The sequence below is a fragment of the Streptomyces sp. NPDC031111 genome (assembly GCF_055570675.1).
The window spans coordinates 338,017-361,163 of sequence record NZ_JBVIGS010000003.1 but is presented as its reverse complement, the minus strand read 5'-3'; the positions used below and the strand labels follow the sequence as shown (position 1 = coordinate 361,163).

The window sequence follows — 23,147 nt, the reverse complement described above, 5'->3', positions numbered from 1 at the left end:
GCCGCCCGGCCCCCCGGGTACCCGGTCCGCGACCCGAACCGCCCATGTCGCGGAGGCAACCCCCCATGCCCGAGTACGGCTATTTCCTCTCGTGCGAGCAGTACGGTCCCGCCGAGCTGATCGAGCAGGCGCGGATGGCCGAGCAGGCCGGCTTCCAGGCCCTGTGGATCTCGGACCACTACCACCCGTGGAACGACGAACAGGGGCAGAGCCCGTTCGTGTGGTCGGTGATCGGCGCGCTGTCGGAGGCGGTGTCGCTGCCGGTGGGGACGGCCGTGACCTGCCCGACCGTGCGGACGCATCCGGCGGTGGTGGCCCAGGCGGCGGCCACGAGCGCGGTGATGTCGCAGGGTACGTTCCGGCTGGGGGTGGGCACGGGCGAGGCGCTCAACGAGCACATCCTCGGGGACGCCTGGCCGCCCGCGCACGTACGGCTCGAGATGCTGGAGGAGGCCATCCAGGTGATGCGCCGGCTGTTCTCCGGCGAGGAGGTCAACCACCACGGGACGCACTACACGGTCGAGAACGCCCGCCTGTACACGCTGCCCGACGAGCCGGTCCCGATCGACATCTCGGGCTTCGGACCGGCGGCGACCAAGCTGGCGGCCCGGGTCGGCGACGGCTACATCACGATGATGCCGGACGCCCCGATGGTGGAGCAGTACCGCAAGGGCGGGGGCGGCGGGAAGCCGGTCAGCGGCGGCACCAAGGTCTGCTACGGCACCGACCGCGACGAGTGCGTACGTACCGTGCACCGGCTCTGGGCGAACGAGCAGCTGCCCGGCGAACTGGGCCAGGTGCTGCCGTCGCCGAGGCACTTCGAGCAGGCGCAGACCCTGGTCACCGAGGACATGGTGCGGGACGGCCGGGTCTGCGGCGACGACGTGGACGAGCACGTCGCCGAACTGCGGCGGTTCGCCGACGCGGGCTTCGACCGGGTCTACGTCAACCAGATCGGCCCCGATCTGCGCGGCTTCTTCGACTTCTACCGTACGAAGGTGCTGCCGCAGCTCCAGCAGGCCGGCTGACCGCGGGAGGCGGACCGACGATGAGACTGCACCGACCCGGCGTCTCCGTCTACACCGTGCCGACCGACGCCCCCGAGGCGGACGGCACGCTGATCTGGGACTCCACGACCGTGGTGATCGTCGAGGTGTCGGCGGGCGACGCGACCGGCACCGGCTGGACGTACGGCCCGCCGGCGGTCGGCGACTTCCTGAGCGGGCATCTCGCACCCCTCGTGGAGGGCAGGAGCGCGCTGGACATCCCGGCCGTGCACGAGGTCATGTACCGCTCGGTGCGCGGCGCGGGCCGGGAGGGCATCGCGGCCCGCGCGATCTCGGCGCTGGACATCGCCCTGTGGGACCTCAAGGCCCGGCTGCTGGAACTGCCGCTGCTGCGGTTGCTGGGGGCGCGCCGGGAGCGGGTGCCGGTGTACGGCAGCGGAGGCTTCACGACGTACCACGACACCCACATGGCGGCGCAGCTCAACGGCTGGGTGCACGGACAGCGGATCCCGCGTGTGAAGATCAAGATCGGTGAGGGCTGGGGGCGGGAGGTGACCCGCGACCTGCACCGGGTGCGGGCCGCCCGGCACGTCATCGGCGAGCACGCCGAGCTCTACGTCGACGCCGACGGGGCGTACACCCGCAAGCAGGCCGTGCGGGTCGGCCACGCCCTCGCCGAGTACGGGGTGGGCTGGTTCGAGGAGCCGGTGTCCTCGGACGACCTCACCGGACTGCGGCTGGTCCGCGACCACGTGGTGAGCGATGTGACCGCCGGAGAGGACGGGTCCGACCTGCCGCACTTCGCGCGGCTGATCACGTCCGGGGCGGTGGACTGCCTCCAGGTGGACGCGACGCGCTGCGGCGGGCTGACCGGGTTCCTGCACGCGGCGTCGCTGGCGGAGGCCCACGGTCTGGAGGTGTCCGCGCACGGCGCCCCGCACGTCCACGCGGCGGTCGCGGCCACGATCCCGAACCTGCGGCACGTGGAGTGGTTCCACGACCACGTCCGGCTCGAGGACATGTTCTTCGACGGCGCCCTGGACCCCACGGACGGCACGGTCAGCCCGGTCGGAGGTCTCGGCCACGGTCTGACGCTGCGGACGGAGGACATCGCGGAGTACAGGGTCGGCTGACCCCGCGCGACCGGTCAGTCCCGGTGGCGGGGTGCCTCGGGGTCCTCGGGGTCGGACTCCGGCCGCGGCGGTACGACGCCGACGGTGGGCGGGGCGGACGGCACCGGCGGGACGGGCGCGGTGCCGGACGCCGTGGGCCGGGCCGCGGCGCGCAGGACGTAGGCCACGGCGCCCAGGATCACGGCCGTGATCAACGCGGCGGCCCAGCCCGGCAGGACCAGGGCGAGGGCGAGACCCACGGCCAGCGCGACGGCCGCGCCCGCGTACAGGGCGGCGGCCCCGGAGCCGGCGTACAGGGCGGCCCTGCGGCGCTGTCCCCGTGCCTGTGCGCGCAGTTCGTCGCGCACGGCCTCACGCGCCACCCGCGCCAGTTCGTCGGCCAGGTGCTTTTCCGGATGCTCCATGTGCTCCAAGCGCTGCATGGCGGCCGGGTACCCGGGGCCCCGGGGCGCGTAACGCCCGCGGGCGCGGGGTGTGAAGATCACCGGCGCCGGACCCCCGGCCCGGGCCTCCCCAACTAGGCTCGTCCCCATGGAGATTCTGGGTGCCACACTGCGTGTCTGCGTCGACGACATCGAGACCGCCATCCCCTTCTACGAGCGGCTGGCGGGTGGCAGCGCGCTCCGGTTCGAGCGGGGCGGCGTCCAGGTCGCGGCGGTGGGCTGCTTCCTGCTGATGAGCGGTCCCGCGGCCGAACTGGACGTGCTGCGCAGGGTCGCCGCGACCATCGCGGTCAAGGACGTCGAGGAGACCCGCCAGGTGCTCGCGGAGATGGGCGCCGACATCCTCGCGGGTCCCCTCCCCACACCGGTCGGCCGCAATCTGATCGCGCGGCACCCGGACGGGGCGGTCTACGAGTACGCGGACCGCCGCTCCTGACGCGCGGTCACGGCGTGGGCCGCATCCGGAAGTCGTACCGCTCGGGCAGCGGTTCACCGGTGAGCCCGTTCCACAGGCGTCCGACGACCTCGTCCCCCTCCCGCAGGTCGGCGACCTCGAAGCCCGCCTCGAACACGGCGCGGGCCTCCTCGCGCCGCCCCTCGGCGAGCAGCAGCCCCGCCTCGACCAGACGGAACCGGCCCCAGGCCCGGGTCGCGGGCTCCAGCCGGTCCCACACGGACCGGGCCTCGCGGGTGCGCCCCACGGCGAGCAGCGCCTCGATCGCCTCCCGGCCGAGCGCCGCGGTGACGGCGGTCCACCGGCCCTCCTCCTCGCCGGCCTCGCGGCACAGGTCGTCGAAGGCCCGCGCGTAACGGTCGGCGGCGCGCTCGGAGTTGTGGGCCTCCTGGTCGGCGACGGCGAGACAGCGCAGCGCCGGCCACGCGGACGGCGTGTGCCGCAGTCCCCGCTCCCAACTGCGCTCCGCCTGCGCCCGGTCGCCGGCGTGCCACTGGGCGACGCCCAGGTGGTACTCGGTGAGCGGGGTCGCGGGCGCGGTCTCCAGCATGTCCCGCCAGTGCCGGGCGACGAGCGTCCCGCCGGGCGGCCGGGCGCCGGGCGGCTCGGGGAAGGAACCGGCGCGCAGCAGGTGCAGCCAGGGTGCCTGCACCTCGCCCAGGGTGCTCTCGTCGAAGGGGGTGCCGGGCAGCTTCCAGCCGGCCCGCAGTACTTCGAGCGCGCCCCAGCCGGAGCCGGTCGCGAGCCGCTCGCCGGGCTCGGTGTCGGCGTACGGCTTCCAGGCGGCGTACGCGGCGTCGACGTCGGCGCGGGGCAGGACCGCTTCGAGCCGGGTCTCCGCCTCGTCCAGTACGCCGTTCCACTCCCCCTCCGGCGGAGCGGTGAACGGTCCGTACGCCTCCAGCCAGGACACCTCGCTCTCGGCCTCCAGCCGGACGTGTTCCAACTGGGTGCGGGCCAGCCCGGCCTGGATCTCGCAGTAGCCGCCGGTGCCGGGCTCGGTGAGCCACTGCTGCCAGCTCCGCCCGCCGGGACCCCGGCCCCATACGAACAGCTTGCGGCCGCGCAGCACGTCGGTGGAGGTCTGCACGAGGCCGTGGCCGTCGGCGTCCAGCGCGGCGATCCAGCGCCTGCGCTCCGGCGGGACCTCGTAGAAGTAGTCGGCGGCGTAGGTGCTGTGGGGCGGGTAGGTGCGGTCGATCCCGTCGTACTCGGGGACGGGCACCCGGCGCAGTCGCCGCTCGTAGCCGAAGTGCCACGCCTCCTCCGCCGGGGCGAGGACGCGGCACTCCTCGGGGACGGCGATGTTGGACCACCAGTACGTCGGCACGGGCTTCTCGTGCGGGTTGCGGATCCGGACGCCGACGTACAGGAAGTCGGAGCCGTCCGGGAGCCACAGGTCGACCTGGAAGGGCAGGTCGCGCAGTCGCTCCCACTCCCACAGGCGCAGCATCTCGCCGCCGTCGGGGGCGGGGACGAGGGCGGCGTGCACGGGTGAGCAGGACAGGGTGGTGTGGCCGGTGGCGCCGATGTTCCATTCGATGCCGCCGGAGAACCAGGCACCGTTGAGGGCGAAGTTGGCGGGCTGGAACACCGGGTTGCGGTAGAGGAGTTCGCGGCCGGTGGGCTTGTGGACGAGGGAGGCGATCCGGCCGCCGAGGGCGGGCAGCACGGTGGCGCGCAGCCGGTCGTTCTCGATCACGAGGGTGTCGAGGGAGCGGGGTTCGCGCGCCCGGTCGTAGCCGTCGCGGACGGGGACGGGCAGCAGACCGCGCAGGGGCGCGTAGCCGATCTGCCGGGCCATGTCGCGCGGCAGATCCTCCTTGTCGCGGTCCTCGATACGGTGCATCTCGTCGAGGGGCCGCAGTGCGGGCAGCGGGTTGTCGGGGCCCAACCGTGCGGCGGGCAGCGTCAGTACCTCACGTCGGATCGTCGTCACGATCTCCATGGAAGCCGCCCCGGGCGCCGCTGAACAGGGGCAGCACGGGTCAGGTTCGCGCGAAGGCGGACACGACGGTGTCGGTGAGGAGCGCCCCGGCCGTCGCGTCGGGGTCGAGGTCGGGGTCGTAGATGGTGACGGTGAGCCCCACGCAGTGCGGGGAGGTGAGCAACGGGCGGAGCACCGCGAGGAGTTCGTCGTGGTGCAGGCCGTCCGGGTCGGGGCTGTCGACGGCGGGCATGACGGTCGGGTCGAGGACGTCGGCGTCGAGGTGCACCCAGAAGCCGTCGAGTCCGGGTGCGGCATAGGACTGGGCGGTGGCGCGGGCGAGCGTGTCGGCGCCCCATTCGCGCAGGTCGCCGACGGTGACGACGGGGATCTTCAGGGCGGCGAGTTCGGCGCGCTCCTCCTCGAAGTAGTCGCGGACGCCGAGGAACCGCACGTCCTCGTCGCGCAGATAGGGCCTGAGCCCCTCCAGGTCGGTGAGGTCCTCCTGGCCGCGCCCGGTGGCCAGGGCGACCTCCTCGCCGCCGGCCGCGCCGACGCGGTCGGAGTTGCCGGGGTGCCGGAAGTCCGGGGAGGCGTCCACGGCGACCAGCCCATACCGTCCGATCCGGCGCAGCGCGAGCGACGCGCCGAGCTGGATGGAGCAGTCGCCGCCGAGGACGACGAGGAGATCACCGGCGCGCACATGGTGTTCCACCCGGTCGGCGAGCTTGCGGGTGTAGGACGCGAGGGCGGTCGCGTTGAAGACGCCGTCGCCCTCCTGCCAGTCCCCGCGGTCGTAGCGCGGAGGCACCACCACCCCGCCCTCGAAGGCCTTCAGCCGCTGTACGATCCGCTGTTCACGCAGTGCGCCGGCGAGCTTGTGGCAGCCGGGCACGGTGCCGGGGGCGGGCGGACGCAGGCCCAGGTTGGAAGGGGCGTCCACCACGACGATGTTCCGCATGCGGATCATCCTCGCCCACGAGGAGTTCGGTATTCAACGACCAGCCGTCATCTCGCTGGTGATCGCCCAGCGTTCGTGGTCGCGCCAGGCCCCGTCGATGAAGAGCATCTTCGGCGAGAAGCCCTCCAGACGGAATCCGCAGGCGCGGGCCAGGGCGATGGAGGCGGCGTTGCCGGGCTGCACGTTGATCTCCAGCCGGTGCAGCCGCATCGGCCCGAAGGCGTACCGCACCACGAGGTCCAGCCCTTCACGCATCAGCCCGCGCCCCGCCGCGTGCGCGAAGGCCCCATAGCCCAGCGCACCGGACAGGAAGCCGCCCTCGACGATGTTGTTGATGTTGATGAATCCGGCGAGGGCGCCGTCCGCGTCCTTCTCGCAGACCAGGAAACCGGCCTTGGTGGGGTCCTCGATCAGCCGACCCGCGTACGCGGCGTACGCCCCCTGGCTGTCCGGCGGGAACAGCCAGGGGTGGTGCAGGTCCTTGCTCTCCCGGACCCGGGCGGTGAACTCGGCGGCGTCCGCGTGGGTGAAGTGACGGAGCCCCACGCGGCGGCCTTCGGTGAGGTAGCGGGAAGCGGTGTTCGGCACCCTGCCACCCTACGACGGGCCCGGCGGCCCCCGCTCGCCGCGGTCCGGCGGCGGCTCAGTCCAGGGCCGGTTCGTCCAGCGTCAGCGTGCCCGCGTCGGCGTCGAGTTCGGCCGCGACGCCGAACGGAACGGTGAGCGCGTCGTCGCAGTGACCGAACCCGAACTGCTCGGCCACCGGCACCCCGAGGCCGCCGAGCCGGTCGGCGAGCAGCGCCCGCACCCCGTCGTACGGCTCACACTGGGCCCAGGAGCCGAGCAGCAGCCCCGAGACACCGTCCAGCCAGCCGGATCGCAGCAGTTGGGTGAGGTAGCGGTCGAGGCGGTAGGTCTCCTCCCCCACGTCCTCCAGACACAGCAGCCCGCCGCGCGCGGAGGGTCTGGCGTGCGGGGTGCCGAGGTCGGCGGCGAGCAGCGAGAGACAGCCGCCGAGGGTGACCCCGCGCGCCCGCCCGGGGGCGAGCGCGGTGCCGTCGGAGCGGATGGTGCGGACGGTTTCCGGGGCGAGGAGGGTGGCCTTGAGATGGTCCTGCGCCCGGAAGCTCTTCACGAAGTCGACGCCGGCCGCCATCGGCCCGTGCAGGGTGACGAGGCCGAGCCGGACCGCGAACGCCTCGTGCAGCGCGGTGATGTCGCTGAATCCGACGAACACCTTCGGTCCGGCCGCCCGCATCGCCTCCCAGTCGAGCAGGTCGACCATGCGCTGCACGCCGTAGCCGCCGCGGGCGCAGATCACCGCGTCGACGGACGGGTCGCACCAGGCGGACTGGAGGTCGGCGGCCCGGTCGGCGTCGCTTCCGGCGAGGTAGCCGAACTCGCCGTGCCGGTCGAGGACATGGGGCGCCGCCACCGGGTCGAGGTCCCAGCCGCGCAGCACGTCGAGACCGGCCTGGAGCCGCTCCTCGGGCACCGGGCCGCTGGGCGCGACGACGGCCACCCGGGCGCCGGGGGCCAGCCGGGCGGGCCGTCGCAGTGGTTCCGTCCGGCTCACGTGCCCAGCTCCAGCGTCGGGACGCCCGGCGGTTTCATGCCGAACACCTGGGCGTACAGGGAGAGTTCCGCCTCCAGGGCGCGGACCATCGTCTCCGCCCGCCGGAAGCCGTGCCCCTCGCCCTCGAAGGTGAGATAGGCGTGCGGCACGCCCCGGCCGGCCAGTCGGGCCAGGAACCGCTCGCACTGCGCGGGCGGGCAGATCACGTCGTCCAGCCCCTGGAGCATCAGGAAGGGGACGGAGACCCGGTCGGCGTGTTCCACGGGCGAGCGACCGGTGTACCGCTCGGGGACCTCGGCACGCGGGCCGATCAGGGTCTCCAGGTACTGGGACTCGAAGTCGTGGGTCTCGCCCGTGCCCCAGCCGGCGAGGTCGAGCACCGGGTAGATGATGGTGCCGCAGGCGTAGACGTCGGTCGTGGTGAGCGAGGCGGCCGTGGTCCAGCCGCCCGCGCTGCCGCCCCGGACGGCGAGCCGGTCGCGGTCGGCGGTGCCCTCGTCGGCGAGGGCCAGCGCGACGGCGGCGCAGTCCTCGACGTCGACCACGCCCCACTGTCCCCGCAGCCGGTGGCGGTACTCCCGCCCGTAGCCGGTGGAGCCGCCGTAGTTGACCTCGGCGACGCCGATGCCGCGCGAGGTGAAGTAGGCGATCTCCAGGTCCAGTACGAGCGGCACCCGGCCGGTGGGGCCGCCGTGCGCCCAGATCACGTACGGGGGACGCTCGTCCGCGGGGCCGGTGCACCCGGGGTTGTGCGGCGGGTACACCTGGGCGTGGATCTCCCTGCCGCCCGGTCCGGTGAACGTGCGGACCCGTGGCTCGGGGTAGTACGCCGGGTCCACCGCGTCCTGGTGGGGGGCGCCGATCACCCGGGCGTGGCCCGTCCGGGTGTCCAGCTCCACCACCTCGTGGGCGCTGCGCGGTCCGGCCCCGACGGCGACGACCCGCTCGCCGTGTGCCGCGAGGGTGGGCGTGAACTCGGTCCAGTGGCCGACGGCGTCGACCACCTCGCCGGTCTCGGGGTCGAGCACGCCGAGCACGGGTGCGCCCCGGCCGTGCAGGACGGCGATCAGTCCGCTCTCCAGCGGGGCGAACCAGCGGTGGCCCAGCTTCCACAGCGGTCCGCCGAACTCCTCCTCGCGGGGGCAGACGGGCTCCCCGTCGCGGTAGAGGTTCCACCAGCCGGTGCGGTCGCTCGCGTACAGCAGCCGGCCGTCGTGGGTCCAGTCGGCCTGGGCGACGGACTCCTCGGGTCCGCCGGCCACGGTGCGGGCGTCGCCCAGGGTGCCGTCGGCGGTGACGTCGGCGACGACCAGTTCGGTGCCGTCCCACGGCATGCGCGGGTGGTCCCAGCCGAGCCAGGCGGCGCGCCGCCCGTCCGGCGAGAGGCGCGGACCGGTGACGAACCGGTGCCGTCCGTCGCTCAGTTCACGCACGGCGTCCCGGTCGTCGGCGGCGGAGCCGTTCAGCGGTACGGCGGCCAGGACGCGGCGCACATCGCTGGGGCCGTCACCGGTGAACTCCTCCAGGACGCACCACACCTCGCCACGCTCCGGCAGCAGCACCGGCTCGGCCCAGCGCAGGCCCTGCCCGACCGGCGACACCGGGGTGAGCGGGCGGGGCTCAGCGCCCGGCTCGTACCGGTACAGGCGCTGGTCGGCGAAGTTCACGAACACCACGAGCGGGCCGTCGTCCCGGACGGTCCCGGCCCAGGGCCGGCCGCCGTACTCGATGACCCGGGTGCGCACGTTCCACGGCGCGGGCAGGACGGACCGCTCGGTGCCGTCGGCGTGCCGCCGCACCAGGGTGCGCCGGCCCGCCTCGGTGGGCCGGGGCTCGGTCCACCACACCTCGTCCCCGACGAAGCCCGCGAACTCGGGGCCGCCGTCGTGGGCCGCGGCCGTGGCGGCGTCGACGGGCGAGGGCCACTCGCCGTACGGCAGGATCTGCACTGTCTCCCCCATTCGCTCAGGCCGACCGCAGGAACCGGTCGAGGACCCGGACACCGAAGTGGAGCGCCTCGACCGGGACGCGCTCGTCGACCCCGTGGAACAGGGCCTGGTAGTCGAATCCCTCCGGCAGCTTCAGCGGCGCGAAGCCGTAGCCGGTGATGCCGAGCCGGGAGAACTGCTTGGCGTCCGTGCCGCCGGACATGCAGTACGGCACGACATGGCCCTCGGGTGCGAACTCCTCCACGGCGGCCCGCATCCGGGCGAACGTCGGCGAGTCCACCGGCGCCTGGAGGGCGACCTCGTGGTGTTCGAACTCCCAGTCGACGTCCGGCCCGGTGAGCCGGTCCATCGTCGCGCGGAACTCGTCCTCGGCACCGGACAGATACCGTCCGTCGACGTGCGCCACGGCCTCCCCGGGGATCACGTTGATCTTGTACCCGGCGTCCAGCATGGTGGGGTTGGCGCTGTTGCGGACCGTGGCCTCGACGAGCTTGCCCGCCGTGCCGAGCTTGTCCAGCAGGGCGTCCACGTCGGACAGGTCCGTCTCGATGCCGTACACGGCGGCGAGTTCGGTGAGCGCGGCCCGCACGGTCGGGGTGAGCCGCAGCGGCCACTCGTGCTCGCCGATGCGGGTGATGGCGGCGGCGAGGCGGGTCACCGCGTTCTCCCGGTTGACCTTGGAGCCGTGTCCGGCGCGCCCGCGCGCGGTGAGCCTCAGCCAGGCCGTGCCGCGCTCTCCGGCGGCGATCGGGTAGAGCTGCCGGCCGTCGCCGTCGTGGAAGGTGAACGCGCCCGACTCGCTGACCCCCTCGGTGCAGCCCTCGAAGAGGTGGGCGTGCCGGTCGGCGAGGAACCCCGAGCCGTCCTCGGCGCTGGCCTCCTCGTCGGCGGTGAACGCGAAGACGATGTCCCGGCGGGGGCGCACGCCCTCACGGGCCCAGGACCGCGCCACGGCGAGGATCATCGCGTCCATGTTCTTCATGTCGACGGCGCCGCGCCCCCAGACGACCCCGTCGCGGACCTCGCCGGAGAACGGGTGCACGCTCCAGTCGGCGGCCTCGGCCGGGACGACGTCCAGATGCCCGTGGACGAGCAGCGCGTCGGCCGACGGGTCGGTGCCCTCCAGACGCGCGACGACGTTGGTCCGGCCCCGGGTGCGCTCGAGGAGCACCGGCTCCAGTCCCGCCTCGGCGAGCCGCGCGGCGGCGTACTCGGCGGCGGGCCGCTCCTGGCAGTCGCCCCCGCCCCTGTTGGTCGTGTCGATCCGGATCAGGTCCGACGTGAACGTCACGACCTCGTCCAGGGACCGCTCGTCAGCCATACTGCTCCTCCACCGCGGCCGAGGCGATCGTGGTGACCGCCTTGAAGGTGCGGATCCCGTCGTACATGGTCCCGCTGGTGTACGCCACCTTGCGCTCACCGGTCCGGGCGACGCCCGGCACGACTGTGGCGGCCATCGCCAGGTGCTCGGCGTCGAACTCCACCGCGACGGTGAAGGGTCCGCCGTCGACCGGCTCCCGGCGCACGGCCAGCGGGACGGCCTCCTTGGCCGCCGCGCGGATGTCGGCGGCCGTCCGGGCCGGGGTGCGGCACACGGCCGCATACCGGGACACATGGTCCTTGACGGCCACCTTCAGCGCCTCGGGCGCGTAACCGAGCGCGTCCTCGCAGGCCACGTCGTCGCCTGTGACGAGGATCACCGGCACCCCGTACTCGGCGACCACATGCGCGTTGAGCAGCCCCTCGCTGGCCCGTACGTCGTTGATCCACACCCCGGTGATGGAGTTGGCGAGGAAGGTGTGGGCGAGGACGCCCTCCATGCCGGCGCCGGCGTGGTAGCCGATGAACGCGATGCCGTCCACGTCGCCGTGCTGCACACCCTCGACCATGGAGAGGGACTTGTGCCGCCCGGTGAGCATCTGCGCCCGCTCGTCCAGCTGTTCCAGCAGCAGGTTGCGCATGGTCCAGTGGGCCTCGTTGATCAGCACCTCGTCGGCGCCGCCGTCGAAGAAGCCCTGGACGGCGGCGTTGACGTCCGAGGTGAACATGGACCGGCACCGCTCCCACTGGGGAGTCCCCGGCAGCACGTCGGCCGGCCAGGTGACACCGGTGGCGCCCTCCATGTCGGCGCTGATGAGGATCTTCATGCGGGACACGCTACGTGGTTCCGCCGAATCCCGGCCAGCCTGTGGATAACTCTCACCGGTCCAGACCAATGACGGGCCGCCCGGCGCCGGTCCGGGGCCGCCGACCTGCGCGCCTTACACGGCGCGCCCCGTCACGTACCAGGTGGACGGCAGTTCGACGCGGGTGCCGTCGGGGCCGTACTCGGTGGTGGTCAGCGGCAGGGTGCCGCTCGCGAGCACCGTCAGTCCGGCCGCGGTCAGGAACTCGGGCACCGCCGCGTCGGCGACCTCGCCGGGGGCTATCCCGTGCCGCAGGACCGGTGCCAGTTTGGGCGGGGGGCCGTCCGGCCCGGTGGCGAGGCCCCGCAGGACCGCCCCGGCGGCCTCGGAGGGTTCGACGAGGAAGGCACGGCCGCGGTCGCCGACCACCGTCGCGATACCGTCCACGAGCGCCTGCCGGTCGTCGGCCTCGCACTGGTGCAGTACACCGCGCATGTACACGTTGGCGTCGCCGAGTTCGGCGTGCAGGGCCTGCGACTCGCCCTTGTCGGCGGCGTCGAGTTGCCGGTACGCCGCTTGGCCGGCCGGGTCGGCGGCGCGGGCGCGGTCCAGGGCGGCGGGGGACAGATCGGCGCCGAGGACGTGCGGGAAGCGGTCGGCGAGGAAGCGGGTCTGGGTGCCGTTGCCGCAGCCGAGGTCCACCAGGGGCAGGCCCGGATCGGTCAGATGCGGTTCGAACAGGGCGAGATGGCGGGCCACGGTCAGGGCGGGCTCCGCGTCCCAGAACACGGCCCCCTGCCCGTCCGGCGCCTCCCGCCAGAAGCTCTCCCAGGCCTCCCGGTACCGACTGGTCACGCTCATGCCCAACTCCCCAGGGTGCGACGCCGGCCCGCCCCGTGTGGCGGGCCAGTACGGTGTATCGCGCCCCGGGCGCGCGGACAAGCGCACGGCGCATTCCTTCACTTCCGGTACGCCCCGGAGTGCGCGCCCCCGCGCCCCATGCCCGGCGCGCCACGTCCCGCGCCCCGGACGGCCGAGAACGGATCAGCGGCGCGGCAGCGTCAGTTCGAACCACACGCTCTTGCCGGACGTCGTCCGGCTCGTGCCCCACTGGCGGGCGAGGGTGCTGACCACGCGCAGTCCCCGCCCGGCCTCGTCCAACGGGCCCGCGTTGACCAGGGTCGGCAGCTCGTGGTCGTCGTCCTCCACCTCGCACAGCAGCGTGTCGCCGCGCACCAGCCGCAGCGCGACGGGGCGGGCGTGGGTGTGCCGTACGGCGTTGGTGACGAGTTCGCTCACCATCAGCTCGACGCCGTCCACGAGCTTCGGCAGGCCCCAGTCGTGCAGCTGCTCGCGGACCACCGCGCGGGCCCGGCCGACCTCGGACGGCTCGGCGGTGAGCCGCCATTCGGCGACGTCGTCGGGTTCGATGCCGGCCAGACGGGCCATCAGCAGGGCCACGTCGTCCTTGCGGCCGCCCCTGGTGTTGAGGGACCGGATGATGGTGTCGCAGGCGTCGTCCATGGACGCGGCCGGGTGGGCGGCGGACTCGCACAGCGTGGCGAGTCCGACACCGATGTCCTCGCCCCGCACCTCGACCAGTCCGTCCGTGCACATCACCAGCCGGTCGCCGGGTCGCACGGGCACGCGCACCGCCTCGAAGGGCACCCCGCCGACCCCGATGGGAGCGCCCGTGGGCAGGTCGAGCAGTTCGCTGCGCCCGTCCTCGGCGCGGACCAGGACGGGCGGGATGTGTCCGGCGTTGGCGAGGAGCAGTTCGCTCGCGATGGGGTCGTAGACGGCGTACAGACAGGTCGCGAGGTAGGTGTCGCCGAGCCGCTGGGCGAGGTCGTCGAGGTTGCGCAGCAGTTGCGCGGGCGGGAGGTCCAGTGCGGCCATGGTCTGGACGGCGGTGCGCAACTGGCCCATCATGGCGGCCGAGTTCAGCCCGTGTCCCATGACGTCGCCGACGACGAACGCGGTGCGGGCGCCGGGCAGTTTCACCGCGTCGAACCAGTCGCCGCCGACCCGCCCGAGCAGGGTGCCCGGCAGATAGCGGGTGGCGATGTCGCAGCCCGCCATGCGCGGCGGGATGTGCGGCAGCATGCTGTCCTGGAGCGTCTCGGCGACGTTCTCCTGGTACGTGTACATGCGCGCGTTGTCGAGGACGAGGCCCGCGCGGGCGGCGAGTTCGGCGCCGGTGACGCGGTCCATGTCGTTGAAGACCTGCCGCTCCGGATGGCGCAGCAGGATCATGAAGCCGAGGACGACGTGGCGCGCCTTCAGCGGGACGACCAGCATGGAGCGGCCGGTGATCAGCGGCCGGATGTCCCGCTTCTCGAACTGCGAGGCGATGGCGTGCCCCATCTCCTCGCTGATGCGCGGCACGAGGACGGGTTCGCCGGTGGTCATGCACTGGAAGAACGGGGTGTGCGCCGGAAAGGGCATGGCCTCGCCGACGGGCACCACGTCGTCCCAGCGGCCGGGTTCGTCGGTGTGCTCCAGGGCGACCCGGTGCCACATGGTGGTGGTGTCGGGCACACCGTCGTCGAACCCCTCGCCCGCGACGACCTGTTCCCGCAGATAGGTGCCGGCGACGTCGGTGAAGCGCGGTACGACGGCCTTGCTGACCTCGACGATGGTGCGGGAGAGGTCGAGGGAGGTGCCGATGCGGGAGCTGACCTCGTTGAGGAACTCCAGGCGCTCGCGGACGGCGGCGTACTCCAGGTCCTCGCCCTCGTCCCGCAGTTCCTCCGGCACCGGCCGGCCCGCCGCGAGGGCCCGCGCGGCCCGTTCCCGGCGCTCCCGGCGTTCGGCGCGCCGGGGCACACCCCAGTCGGGGGTGACCGGCACCCGGTCGTTCTGGCTGAACTCCAGGATGGGATAGCCCAGTTCGAGTACCTGCGCGACGATGCGGGCGCTGTCGCCGACGCTCATGCTGGGGAGGATCTCGGGGAGCCGGCGGGCGAGGTCCTCGGAGCCTGGGAAGTCGGTGTGCAACGCGAAGCCGGGCGCGATCCGTTCGAAGGCGCCGGCCCCGTCCGTGCGCAGACCGTCCGCGTCGGCGGCCAGCACCAGCAGCCGTTCCCGTCCCGGACCCACCAGCGGATAGGCCCACCACAGCACGTCGACCCGCCCGGCTCCGGCCGCGGCCAGCCGGGCCCGGCCCGCCGCCGGGTAGGACAGGCCCCCGCCGAGTGAGGCGCCGAGGCCGGGCCCCAGACCGTCGTAGGCGGCGTACGCCCCGTACGGGGTGTCCTCGTCTTCCTCGGGCAGGGCCCCGGTCACGGGGAGCAGGTCGACCGCCGGGCGGCCGAGCGCGTCCTCCTTGGCGAGGGAGAACAGGCGCCGCGCGCCCCTGCTCCAGTGGGAGACGAGTCCGTCGCGGTCGACCACGACCACCGCCAGCGGAATACGGCCGGCGCCGTCGTGCTCGGTCGCCGCGCGGTCTGCCGCGAGGCGATCCGGAGGTGCGTCCCGCTCGGTGCCACGATCCATGGCCCAGGCCCTCTCTCCCCCGGCTGCGCAAGATCTGTACCGCAGCCACCACCGTACGGCCACGGTCGGCCGCGATGTGCGGCAATACGGGAATTTCCCGCAGGGTCTCGCACCGGCCCGCGTTTCCCCACGCGGCGGACCGTTTCAGTCCTCGTGTCCCAGCTGGAGGTCGCGTTCGGTGCGGCCTCCGCCGGCCACTTGGAGCACGGTCGCGACCGGTGGGTAACCGGCGGCGATGACGGTGTACTCGCCGGAGGACAGATCGACGAACCGGAAGGTGCCGTCGGGTCCGGTGGTGAGGGTGTCGACGACGTTCCCCGCGGCGTCCAGCAGCGTCACACGGGCCTCCTCCACGGGCCGTCCGCCGCCGGCCCGCACGGTGCCGCGCAGCACGGCGCCGCCGGCCAGTTCGACGTCCTGGCGGGTCTCGCGGGCGGCCTGGACGGTGACGGGGAGGGCGGCGGGGCGGAAGGCGGGGGCGCTCGCGGCGAGCGTGTACTCCCCGGCGACCAGCTCGCTGATGACGTACCCGCCCTCCCGGCCGCTGCGGGTACTGGCGACGACCTCGCCGTGGACGTTGGTGAGGGTGACGGCGGCGTCCCGCACCGGTGTGCCGTCGGCGGTGAGGACGCTGCCGGCGAGACGGCCGGCGCCGCCGAGGACGACGTCGAGTTCGACGGGCCGCTCGCCGACGGTCACGGAGACCGCCTGCGGCTGGTGGCCGCCGGCGGCGGCGATCAGGACGTACGATCCCGGGCCGGGCGTGGCCAGCGCGTACCGCCCGTCCTCGCCGCTGGCGCCCCGTCCGGTCTGCCGACCGGTGACGTCGATGAGGGTGAGCGCGGCGCGCGGTACGGCGGTCCCGTCGGGGTGCTGCACGGTCCCGCAGACGGGGATGCCGCCGGTGTGCGGCGCGCGGGCGTGCGGCACGCGCGCGGTGACGCGCGGTGTTTCCTGGGCCGGGTCGGCGGTGGGGGCGTGGTGGGACACCAGTGGTTTCTCCTTGAGGAAGAAGGCGATGAGCAGGCCGAGGACGAGCACCGGCACCAAGAGGAGGAAGATGCGCGGCATGGCGTCGGCGTAGGCCTGCACGTAGGCGTCGCGCAGCTCGGGCGGCAGCGCGTGGACGAGCTCGGGGGTGATCGACTCGGCGTCGGGGGCGGTGCCCGCGTGGGCGGGGAGGCGGTCCTCGAGCGCGTCGGTGAGCCGGCCGGCGAAGAGCGTGCCGAAGACGGCGGCGCCGACGCTGCCGCCGATCTGCCGGAAGTAGTTGTTGGCGCTGGTGGCGGAGCCGAGGTCGGCGGGGCGCACGGAGTTCTGCACGGCGAGGATCAGCACCGGCATCACCATGCCGATACCGGCGCCGAGGACGGCCATCCAGATGCTGTAGTGCAGCCGGGGCGTGTCGGTGTCCAGGCGGGACAGCAGCCACATGCCGATCACGGAGAGGGCGGCGCCGACGATGGGGTGGCGCCGGTAGCGGCCGGTGCGGCTGATGAGCTGCCCGGAGACGATCGAGGCTCCGACGATGCCGCCCATCATGGGCAGCATCAGCAGCCCGGACTCGGTGGCGGAGGCCCCATCGACCATCTGGAGATACGTCGGAAGGTAGCTGGCGGCGCCGAACAGGGCGACGCCGATCACCAGGCCCACCAGACCGGTGACGTTGAAGACGGAGTCCCGGAACAGCCGCAAAGGGATGAGGGGTTCGGCGGCGAAGCGTTCGGCGACGAGGAAGAGCAGGGTGGCCGCCACGGCGCCCGCGCCGAGTCCGAGCACCACGCGGGAGTCCCAGGCGTACTCGGTGCCGCCCCAACTGGTCAGCAGCACCAGGCAGGTGGAGGCGGCGGTCAGCAGCAGGGTGCCGAGGACGTCGAAGCGGGCCCGCGCGGCCGGTTTGGGGAGCTTGAGCACCAGGGCGACGACGACCATGGTGAGGATGCCGAACGGCACGTTGACGTAGAAGCACCAGCGCCAGGAGAGGTGGTCGGTGAAGTAGCCGCCGAGCAGCGGTCCGGCGACGGACGCCAGTCCGAAGGCGGCGCCGATCAGTCCCATGAAGCGGCCGCGCCGGCGGGCGGGCACGATGTCCGCGATGATCGCCTGGACGCCGATCATCAGGCCGCCCGCGCCGACGCCCTGCACCGCGCGGTAGGCGATCAGCTGGTCCATGGTCGACGCGCGGCCCGCCAGCGCGGAGCCGAGGACGAAGACGAGGATCGCGAACTGGAAGACGCTCTTGCGGCCGAGGAGGTCGCCGAGCTTCCCGTAGACCGGCAGTCCGACGGTGGCGGTGAGCAGGTAGGCGGTGATCGCCCAGGACATCCTGTCCAGGCCGTGCAGCTCGCCGACGATCTTCGGGAGCGCGGTGGCGACGATCATCTGCTCCAGCGCGGCGAGCAGCAGCGCCAGCATGAGCGCGAGGAAGACCAGCCGGACCCGGCGCGGGCTCAGACCCTGTTCGACGACCGGCGCCGGGGGCGGCGGGTCCCCGGCCGGTGGTGCCGTGACCGGCTCGTCCTGCGTCAGAGTGATCCCGCCCACGTGCCGCTCCCCTCGTCGCACCGCCGGACATTTCCCGCGTAAAAGCGACAACTACGAGCAAGCGCGGCGAGTTACGGGACAGAGGCGGTCCGTCGACAGATCACCCGAACCGGTGAGGAGCCAACTCCCCACCGGTTCTCGGGTTTTGAGCGTGCCCGGTGGCGGCTACTTCTCGACCTCGGTGGCCAGCCTGGCCAGCAGGGCGTCGTAGATCCGGGCGAGGCCCTTGGGGGCGAAGGTCTTCTCGAAGAAGCCGCCGATGCCTCCGGCGCCGTTCCAGACGGTGGTCACGACGACCCGGGAGCGGCCGTCGCCGGCCGGGGTGACCCGCCAGGTGGTGACCATGGAGGAGTTGCGGTCCTTCTCGACGAGCTCGCCGTCGGTGGGCTCGGTGACCTCCAGGAGGCAGTCGCGGACGCGCTTGCTGGTGGCCTGGAGCTTCCAGTGCACGAGGGTGCCCTCGCCGTCGCCGCCCTCGCGCACCTCGTACTCGCTGTACTGCTCGGGCAGCAGCTTCTCGCGGGTGCCGCTGTAGTCGGCGAGGGCATCGAACACCGTCTCCGCGTCCGCCGCGACGATCCGCTCCGTAGTGGCCTCGACCTGCGCCATCGCTTTCCTCCAGGGCATGGGTTCTCGGGGTCGGGGCAAGCCAACCACCCCCGTGCCCGGCCGCCCAAATCGGGGTTCCGGTTGTGACCGAAGATGTCGCTCGCACGATCAAGGGAACACTTGTTCTATTCTGTGGCGCAGCGACACCGAGGAGGCGTCATGCGCTGGGAGAACCTCTCACCGGACTCCGAACACAGCCGGGCCGACACCGCGCTGTTCGGCGCGGAGGCGGTCACGACCCGCACCTTCGACACGCCGGAGTTCCGTGGCATCACCTTCCACGAGATCCGGGCCCGCTCGATCGTCAACCGGGTGCCGGGGGCGTCCCGCATGCCCTTCGAATGGACGGTGAACCCCTACCGGGGCTGTACGCACGCGTGCGTCTACTGCTTCGCGAGGAAGACCCACAGCTATCTGGACCTCGACACGGGTCTCGGCTTCGACAGCCAGATCGTGGTCAAGGTGAACGCGCCCGAGCTGCTGCGGCGCCGGCTGTCCTCGCGCGGCTGGCGGGGCGAGCACATAGCGATGGGCACGAACGTCGACTGCTACCAGCGCGCGGAGGGCCGCTACCGGCTGATGCCGGGCATCATCGCCGCCCTGCGCGACCACGCCAACCCGTTCTCGATCCTCACCAAGGGCACGCTGATCCTGCGCGACCTGCCACTGCTGAGGCAGGCCGCCGAGGTGACCGACGTGGGCGTCTCGGTCTCGGTGGGATTCGTCGACGAGGCGCTGTGGCGGACGGTCGAGCCGGGCACTCCCGCGCCGGAGCGGCGGCTGGAGGTGGTCCGGACGTTCACCGAGCACGGCATCGGCTGCGGGGTCCTGATGGCGCCGGTGATCCCTTTCCTGAGCGACCGGCCGGAGCAACTGCGGGCGGCCGTGCGCGCCATCGCGGCCTCGGGCGCCACCTCCGTCACGCCCCTGGTCCTGCATCTGCGGCCGGGTGCGCGCGAGTGGTTCATGGCCTGGCTCGGACAGCACCATCCGTATCTGGTGGCCCGCTACGAGCGGCTGTACGCGGACGGCGCCTACGCCCCGAAGTGGTACCAGCGCCGGATCACCCGTCAGGTGCACGAGCTGGCGGAGGAGTACGGCATCGGCCCCACCCGCGCCGGAATGCCCCGCCGGATCCGCACCGCCGAGCCGGCCGGGCCCACCGGTTCCACACTGACGGAGCCGACCCAACTGACGCTTCTCTAGGGCCTGTCCGGCGGATCAAGTCGGAGGAAACCGCCGGCGCCATGCAGCCCGGGTGAGCGGGGTCTGGTGCGTCCAGCTGCAAGGCGGAGGAGGGAGTCGACGCGATGGGGGTCCCTCCCGCGCGAGCGCAGCCGAGCGTGGGGGAGTCGGCGACCGACGACAACGCCGCGGACGGGCGTGCCAGACCCCGCGTCTCCGGCATGATCCGCCGGACAGGCCCTGGGCGCGTTCGAGCGCATTCAGCGGCCCAATTGGGTCAAGAACCGATAGAAAACGTTCATGTAGGGCCTCATTCCGGGACGATCCGGCGTGAACCGTGAGCCCCGCGGTCCGCAGCCCCTCGGTCCTGGGAGGACCCCCCGTCATGAGAAAACGCGCAGCCGTGCTGTGCGGTGCCGCCGTCGTCGTGGCCGGAAGCCTCACGGCCACGCCCGCCGAGGCCGGCGCCCCGCGCGCCGCCGAGACCTTCCACGCCGCGAAGCCCGCGTGGGGGAAGTGCGGCACCGAGGACTACCCGACGCTCCAGTGCGCGTCCGTCGAGGTGCCGCTCGACCACGGCGACCCCGCAGGGCGGAAGATCACGCTCGCCCTGTCGCGCGTCCCGCACACGGCGAAGAAGTACCAGGGCCCCCTGCTGGTGAACCCGGGCGGCCCCGGCGGCAGCGGTCTGACGCTCGCCGGTTTCGTCGCGGCGTCGCTGCCGAAGGAGGTGGCCGCCCAGTACGACGTCATCGGCTTCGACCCGCGCGGAGTGGGCGCGAGCGAGCCGGCGCTGGACTGCGCGCCGGGCCACTTCGACCCGGTGCGCCCTGACTCGGTGCCGGCCACGCCCGAGGAGGAGCGGGCCAACCTCGCCCGCGTGCAGTCCTTCGCCGCGGCCTGCGGCCGGAAGTACGCCGACCTGCTGCCGTACATCGACACGTCGAGCGCGGTGCGCGACATGGACGTGATCCGCCGGGCCCTGGACGCGAAGACGATCAACTACTTCGGCTTCTCCTACGGCACCTACCTGGGCGCGGTGTACGCCAAGCTCTTCCCGGAGCGGGTACGGCGGCTGGTCCTCGACTCCGTGGTCGACCCCACCGCGGTCTGGTACGACTCCAATCTGGAGCAGGACTACGCCTTCAACGACCGCCACCGGGCCCTCATGGCCTGGGTCGCGGAGCACCACGCGACCTACGGGCTGGGCACCGACCCGGAGAAGGTCGAGGCCAAGTGGTACGCGATGCGCGCGGCCCTGAAGAAGGACCCGGCCGGCGGCAAGGTGGGCGCCGCCGAACTGGAGGACACCTACATCCCGGGCGGCTACTACAACGGCTACTGGCCGTATCTCGCGGAGGCGTTCTCGGCGTACGCGAACGACGAGGACGCCGAGCCGCTGATCGAGGCGTACGAGAACTTCGGCGCGAGCGACGCCGCCGGTGACAACGGCTACAGCGTCTACACCGCCGTCGAGTGCCGGGACGCCGCCTGGCCGCGTGACTGGCAGCAGTGGCGCAAGGACAACTGGGAGGTGTACGAACGGGCGCCCTTCATGACCTGGAACAACGCCTGGTACAACGCACCGTGCGCGTTCTGGCCGACCGAGTCGCTGCGACCGGAGCGCATCCGCAACAGCGAGCTGCCGCCGGCGCTGCTGTTCCAGGCGACGCGGGACGCGGCGACCCCGTACCAGGGCGCTGTCGCCGTCCACCGGCTGCTGGCGCAGTCGCGCCTGGTGGTCGAGTCGGGCGGTGGCAACCACGGTGTCACGCTGAGCGGGAACGCCTGTCTGGACCGGCATCTGGCGGCCTATCTCGCCGACGGGACGCTGCCGCGCCGGGGCGGGGGCGAGGCGGACGCGGTGTGCGCGCCGCTGCCCGACCCGAAGCCGCTGACGTCGAAGGCGGCGCCGACGACGGCCCGGGGGTCGACGCTGCACGGCCTGCTCGGGTTCCGCGGCTGAGCGGCCGGCCCGCCGTCGGGGACGGGTTGTCGTACCCGTGGGCCATGATGGGTCCATGAGCGACCTGACCAGGATCCCCGCCCCCGACGGCGTGGCACGCGCGGCCCAGTACAGCCACGTGGTGGCGGGCACGGGCCGTTTCGTCGCCGTCTCCGGACAACTCGCCCTGGACGAGGACGGCAAGCTGGTCGGCGAGGGTGACGCCGGGGCGCAGGCGCGGCAGGTGTTCGAGAATCTCCGGCGCTGTCTGGCGGCCGCCGGTGCCACCTTCGACGACGTCGTGAAGCTCACCTTCTTCGTCACGGACATGGCGCACATGCCGGCGATCCGCGCGGCCCGCGCCGAGCACATACCCGACGACCGGCTGCCGGCGGCGTCCGCCGTGCGGGTCGCGGGTCTGGTCCGCCCCGAGTTCCTGATGGAGATCGAGGCGTTCGCGGTCGTGGGCGCATGAGCGGGTTCCGGCTGCGGGCGATGACGGCGGACGACTGCGACCGCGTGGCGGAGATACGGATACGCGGCTGGCGGCACGCCTACCGGGGCCTGGTCCCGCAGCCGTATCTCGACGGCCTCGACATCGGGGCGGACGCCGAGCGGCATCGCGCGCGCCTGCTGCGGGGCGACGGCAACGTGGTGAACCTGGTCGTGGAGGCCGCGGACGGCGAGCTCGCCGGATGGGCGGCCTTCGGCCCGTACCGGGACGGCGAAGTGCGCACCGAGGACGCCGAGTTGTACGCCCTGTACCTGCTCCCCGAGCGCATCGGCCAGGGCGTGGGGCGGACGCTGCTCACCGAGGCGACCCGCCGCTGCGCCGCCGCCGGCCACGGACGCATGTACCTGTGGGTCCTCAAGGACAACGCCCGCGCCCGCCGCTTCTACGAGTGCGCGGGGTTCGGCTCGGACGGCGCCGAGGAGCCCTTCGAGGTGGACGGGGTGGCGGTGCCCGAGGTGCGGTACGCGAAGGAGCTGTCCGGCCGACACCCCTAGCGCGGCCGGGGGACCCTCCCCCGGGGACGCCCCTGCCGGGGGATCCGGGCGAGCGCGTGCACCGCCGCCTCGGCCAGCGCGGGGTGGGCGAGGGCTTCGTTGAGGACGGGCTCGGCGCGCGGGTCGCCGAGTTCGCCGAGGCCTTCCACACAGGCGAGGGCGACGCGGCGGTAGGGGTCGTGGGGGCGCAGCCGCCGGCGCAGGGTGGTGATCAGGGCGGGGACCGCCTCGGGGGCGCGCAGTTGAGTGAGCAGACGGACCGGGTGCAGGGCGTAGGCGACGCGGAGTTCATTGGTGGCGAGCGCGGCCGCGGCGCGGGCGGTGCGCGGGTCGCCGAGTCGCGCGAGGGCGTGGGCGGCGGAGGCGCAGCGGGGCGGGTCACGGTGGTTGAGCAGCAGCACCAGCGCCTCGAACGCCCGCCGGTCCCCGGCCACTCCGAGCCGGAACGCGGCCAGTTCCCGCGCCCACAGCGGCTGTCCCGGTTCGGTGAGGACGCCGGCCAGGGTGTCGAGGTCCTCCGTGGCCAGGAGACGGTCGTAGGCCGCCGATCCGCCCGCCTCGGACCGTAAGCGCTCCGTGAGCGTTCGCAACTCTTCGTTCATGTCTCCGAGGTTAGGCGTGCGCGCGGCGCATCGGGACCTACATCACAAAGCCGGGGGCTGGCGCGCTCGTTACCCGGGAGTTAAGCTCAGACGAGCGAGTTACCCACTCGCGACCCTCCTCATGGCGGTCTGGTGACGCGGCCGTCATGAGTCGCAGTCGGTTCGGTACCCCGTGTACCG

The 23,147-nt window shown here is 73.1% G+C and carries 20 protein-coding genes; 7 read left to right on the top strand and 13 right to left on the bottom strand.

All coding sequences use genetic code 11. The annotated features are described in order from the left end of the window. Positions 1 to 65: 65 nt before the first annotated feature. Both ACZ470_RS08760 and ACZ470_RS08755 read left to right on the top strand, forming a co-directional pair. On the top strand, positions 66 to 1,028 hold the full coding sequence (locus ACZ470_RS08760; protein ID WP_468425737.1) for an LLM class F420-dependent oxidoreductase: 963 nt from the start codon (positions 66 to 68) through the stop codon (positions 1,026 to 1,028). A 20-nt stretch (positions 1,029 to 1,048) separates the two neighbouring features. Further along, positions 1,049 to 2,140 (top strand): enolase C-terminal domain-like protein, encoded by a 1,092-nt coding sequence (locus tag ACZ470_RS08755; protein WP_468425735.1) that lies wholly within the window; start codon positions 1,049 to 1,051, stop codon positions 2,138 to 2,140. 14 nt (positions 2,141 to 2,154) lie between these two features. On the opposite strand, the gene ACZ470_RS08750 is transcribed toward ACZ470_RS08755, so the two are convergent. Continuing rightward, positions 2,155 to 2,562 carry a phage holin family protein gene (locus ACZ470_RS08750; RefSeq protein ID WP_468425733.1) on the bottom strand — a complete coding sequence of 136 codons (408 nt, stop codon included), beginning with the start codon at positions 2,560 to 2,562 and terminating at the stop codon, positions 2,155 to 2,157. Positions 2,563 to 2,671: 109 nt separating this feature from the next. Between ACZ470_RS08750 and ACZ470_RS08745 the strand changes: the two genes are divergently transcribed. After that, positions 2,672 to 3,019 (top strand): VOC family protein, encoded by a 348-nt coding sequence (locus ACZ470_RS08745; RefSeq protein WP_468425731.1) that lies wholly within the window; start codon positions 2,672 to 2,674, stop codon positions 3,017 to 3,019. A gap of 7 nt (positions 3,020 to 3,026) precedes the next feature. On the opposite strand, the gene ACZ470_RS08740 is transcribed toward ACZ470_RS08745, so the two are convergent. From ACZ470_RS08740 to ACZ470_RS08690, 11 genes are all read right to left on the bottom strand, one after another. Then, a complete protein-coding gene (locus ACZ470_RS08740; protein WP_468425729.1) occupies positions 3,027 to 4,985 on the bottom strand; it encodes a DUF5107 domain-containing protein in 1,959 nt (652 codons plus the stop codon). A gap of 40 nt (positions 4,986 to 5,025) precedes the next feature. Next, entirely contained in the window at positions 5,026 to 5,925 is a 900-nt protein-coding gene (locus ACZ470_RS08735) for an arginase family protein (RefSeq protein WP_468425728.1), read from the bottom strand. 33 nt (positions 5,926 to 5,958) lie between these two features. Then, positions 5,959 to 6,513: a GNAT family N-acetyltransferase gene (locus tag ACZ470_RS08730; protein WP_468425726.1), complete on the bottom strand. Its 555-nt coding sequence runs from the start codon at positions 6,511 to 6,513 to the stop codon at positions 5,959 to 5,961. 55 nt (positions 6,514 to 6,568) lie between these two features. Then, positions 6,569 to 7,501: a S66 peptidase family protein gene (locus tag ACZ470_RS08725; protein WP_468425724.1), complete on the bottom strand. Its 933-nt coding sequence runs from the start codon at positions 7,499 to 7,501 to the stop codon at positions 6,569 to 6,571. Beyond that, the gene (locus ACZ470_RS08720; RefSeq protein WP_468425722.1) at positions 7,498 to 9,462 is read right to left on the bottom strand and encodes a prolyl oligopeptidase family serine peptidase; all 1,965 of its coding nucleotides are present in this window, start codon (positions 9,460 to 9,462) and stop codon (positions 7,498 to 7,500) included. The genes ACZ470_RS08725 and ACZ470_RS08720 overlap by 4 nt, the downstream gene beginning before the upstream one ends. Before the next feature lie 4 nt (positions 9,463 to 9,466). Next, on the bottom strand, positions 9,467 to 10,771 hold the full coding sequence (locus ACZ470_RS08715; protein ID WP_468425720.1) for a M20/M25/M40 family metallo-hydrolase: 1,305 nt from the start codon (positions 10,769 to 10,771) through the stop codon (positions 9,467 to 9,469). Then, positions 10,764 to 11,597 (bottom strand): M55 family metallopeptidase, encoded by an 834-nt coding sequence (locus tag ACZ470_RS08710; protein WP_468425718.1) that lies wholly within the window; start codon positions 11,595 to 11,597, stop codon positions 10,764 to 10,766. The genes ACZ470_RS08715 and ACZ470_RS08710 overlap by 8 nt, the downstream gene beginning before the upstream one ends. A gap of 114 nt (positions 11,598 to 11,711) precedes the next feature. Then, the gene (locus tag ACZ470_RS08705; protein ID WP_468425716.1) at positions 11,712 to 12,437 is read right to left on the bottom strand and encodes a class I SAM-dependent methyltransferase; all 726 of its coding nucleotides are present in this window, start codon (positions 12,435 to 12,437) and stop codon (positions 11,712 to 11,714) included. A 183-nt stretch (positions 12,438 to 12,620) separates the two neighbouring features. Then, on the bottom strand, positions 12,621 to 15,074 hold the full coding sequence (locus ACZ470_RS08700) for a SpoIIE family protein phosphatase (protein WP_468425714.1): 2,454 nt from the start codon (positions 15,072 to 15,074) through the stop codon (positions 12,621 to 12,623). 144 nt (positions 15,075 to 15,218) lie between these two features. After that, the gene (locus ACZ470_RS08695) at positions 15,219 to 17,618 is read right to left on the bottom strand and encodes an MFS transporter (RefSeq protein ID WP_468425713.1); all 2,400 of its coding nucleotides are present in this window, start codon (positions 17,616 to 17,618) and stop codon (positions 15,219 to 15,221) included. Positions 17,619 to 17,783: 165 nt separating this feature from the next. Next, on the bottom strand, positions 17,784 to 18,227 hold the full coding sequence (locus tag ACZ470_RS08690; RefSeq protein WP_468425711.1) for an SRPBCC family protein: 444 nt from the start codon (positions 18,225 to 18,227) through the stop codon (positions 17,784 to 17,786). A gap of 159 nt (positions 18,228 to 18,386) precedes the next feature. Between ACZ470_RS08690 and ACZ470_RS08685 the strand changes: the two genes are divergently transcribed. From ACZ470_RS08685 to ACZ470_RS08670, 4 genes are all read left to right on the top strand, one after another. Beyond that, the gene (locus ACZ470_RS08685; protein ID WP_468425709.1) at positions 18,387 to 19,433 is read left to right on the top strand and encodes an Rv2578c family radical SAM protein; all 1,047 of its coding nucleotides are present in this window, start codon (positions 18,387 to 18,389) and stop codon (positions 19,431 to 19,433) included. A 364-nt stretch (positions 19,434 to 19,797) separates the two neighbouring features. After that, complete coding sequence (locus ACZ470_RS08680; RefSeq protein WP_468425707.1) at positions 19,798 to 21,378, top strand: alpha/beta hydrolase; 1,581 nt, start codon at positions 19,798 to 19,800, stop codon at positions 21,376 to 21,378. A 55-nt stretch (positions 21,379 to 21,433) separates the two neighbouring features. Continuing rightward, complete coding sequence (locus ACZ470_RS08675) at positions 21,434 to 21,832, top strand: RidA family protein (protein ID WP_468425705.1); 399 nt, start codon at positions 21,434 to 21,436, stop codon at positions 21,830 to 21,832. 20 nt (positions 21,833 to 21,852) lie between these two features. After that, the gene (locus tag ACZ470_RS08670) at positions 21,853 to 22,365 is read left to right on the top strand and encodes a GNAT family N-acetyltransferase (RefSeq protein ID WP_468426292.1); all 513 of its coding nucleotides are present in this window, start codon (positions 21,853 to 21,855) and stop codon (positions 22,363 to 22,365) included. Here ACZ470_RS08670 and ACZ470_RS08665 read toward each other — a convergent pair. Continuing rightward, positions 22,362 to 22,967 (bottom strand): adenylosuccinate lyase, encoded by a 606-nt coding sequence (locus ACZ470_RS08665; RefSeq protein WP_468425702.1) that lies wholly within the window; start codon positions 22,965 to 22,967, stop codon positions 22,362 to 22,364. The genes ACZ470_RS08670 and ACZ470_RS08665 overlap by 4 nt on opposite strands. Positions 22,968 to 23,147: the final 180 nt, after the last annotated feature.

Bases quoted from the DNA above. Each gene is read 5' to 3' on its own strand.
- ACZ470_RS08720 (WP_468425722.1), bottom strand. From the start codon at position 9,462: ATGGGGGAGACAGTGCAGATCCTGCCGTACGGCGAGTGGCCCTCGCCC.
- ACZ470_RS08670 (WP_468426292.1), top strand. From the start codon at position 21,853: ATGACGGCGGACGACTGCGACCGCGTGGCGGAGATACGGATACGCGGC.
- ACZ470_RS08745 (WP_468425731.1), top strand. From the start codon at position 2,672: ATGGAGATTCTGGGTGCCACACTGCGTGTCTGCGTCGACGACATCGAG.
- ACZ470_RS08700 (WP_468425714.1), bottom strand. From the start codon at position 15,074: ATGGATCGTGGCACCGAGCGGGACGCACCTCCGGATCGCCTCGCGGCA.
- ACZ470_RS08760 (WP_468425737.1), top strand. From the start codon at position 66: ATGCCCGAGTACGGCTATTTCCTCTCGTGCGAGCAGTACGGTCCCGCC.
- ACZ470_RS08750 (WP_468425733.1), bottom strand. From the start codon at position 2,562: ATGCAGCGCTTGGAGCACATGGAGCATCCGGAAAAGCACCTGGCCGAC.
- ACZ470_RS08675 (WP_468425705.1), top strand. From the start codon at position 21,434: ATGAGCGACCTGACCAGGATCCCCGCCCCCGACGGCGTGGCACGCGCG.
- ACZ470_RS08715 (WP_468425720.1), bottom strand. From the start codon at position 10,771: ATGGCTGACGAGCGGTCCCTGGACGAGGTCGTGACGTTCACGTCGGAC.
- ACZ470_RS08735 (WP_468425728.1), bottom strand. From the start codon at position 5,925: ATGCGGAACATCGTCGTGGTGGACGCCCCTTCCAACCTGGGCCTGCGT.
- ACZ470_RS08740 (WP_468425729.1), bottom strand. From the start codon at position 4,985: ATGGAGATCGTGACGACGATCCGACGTGAGGTACTGACGCTGCCCGCC.
- ACZ470_RS08685 (WP_468425709.1), top strand. From the start codon at position 18,387: ATGCGCTGGGAGAACCTCTCACCGGACTCCGAACACAGCCGGGCCGAC.
- ACZ470_RS08755 (WP_468425735.1), top strand. From the start codon at position 1,049: ATGAGACTGCACCGACCCGGCGTCTCCGTCTACACCGTGCCGACCGAC.
- ACZ470_RS08680 (WP_468425707.1), top strand. From the start codon at position 19,798: ATGAGAAAACGCGCAGCCGTGCTGTGCGGTGCCGCCGTCGTCGTGGCC.
- ACZ470_RS08705 (WP_468425716.1), bottom strand. From the start codon at position 12,437: ATGAGCGTGACCAGTCGGTACCGGGAGGCCTGGGAGAGCTTCTGGCGG.
- ACZ470_RS08690 (WP_468425711.1), bottom strand. From the start codon at position 18,227: ATGGCGCAGGTCGAGGCCACTACGGAGCGGATCGTCGCGGCGGACGCG.
- ACZ470_RS08665 (WP_468425702.1), bottom strand. From the start codon at position 22,967: ATGAACGAAGAGTTGCGAACGCTCACGGAGCGCTTACGGTCCGAGGCG.
- ACZ470_RS08710 (WP_468425718.1), bottom strand. From the start codon at position 11,597: ATGAAGATCCTCATCAGCGCCGACATGGAGGGCGCCACCGGTGTCACC.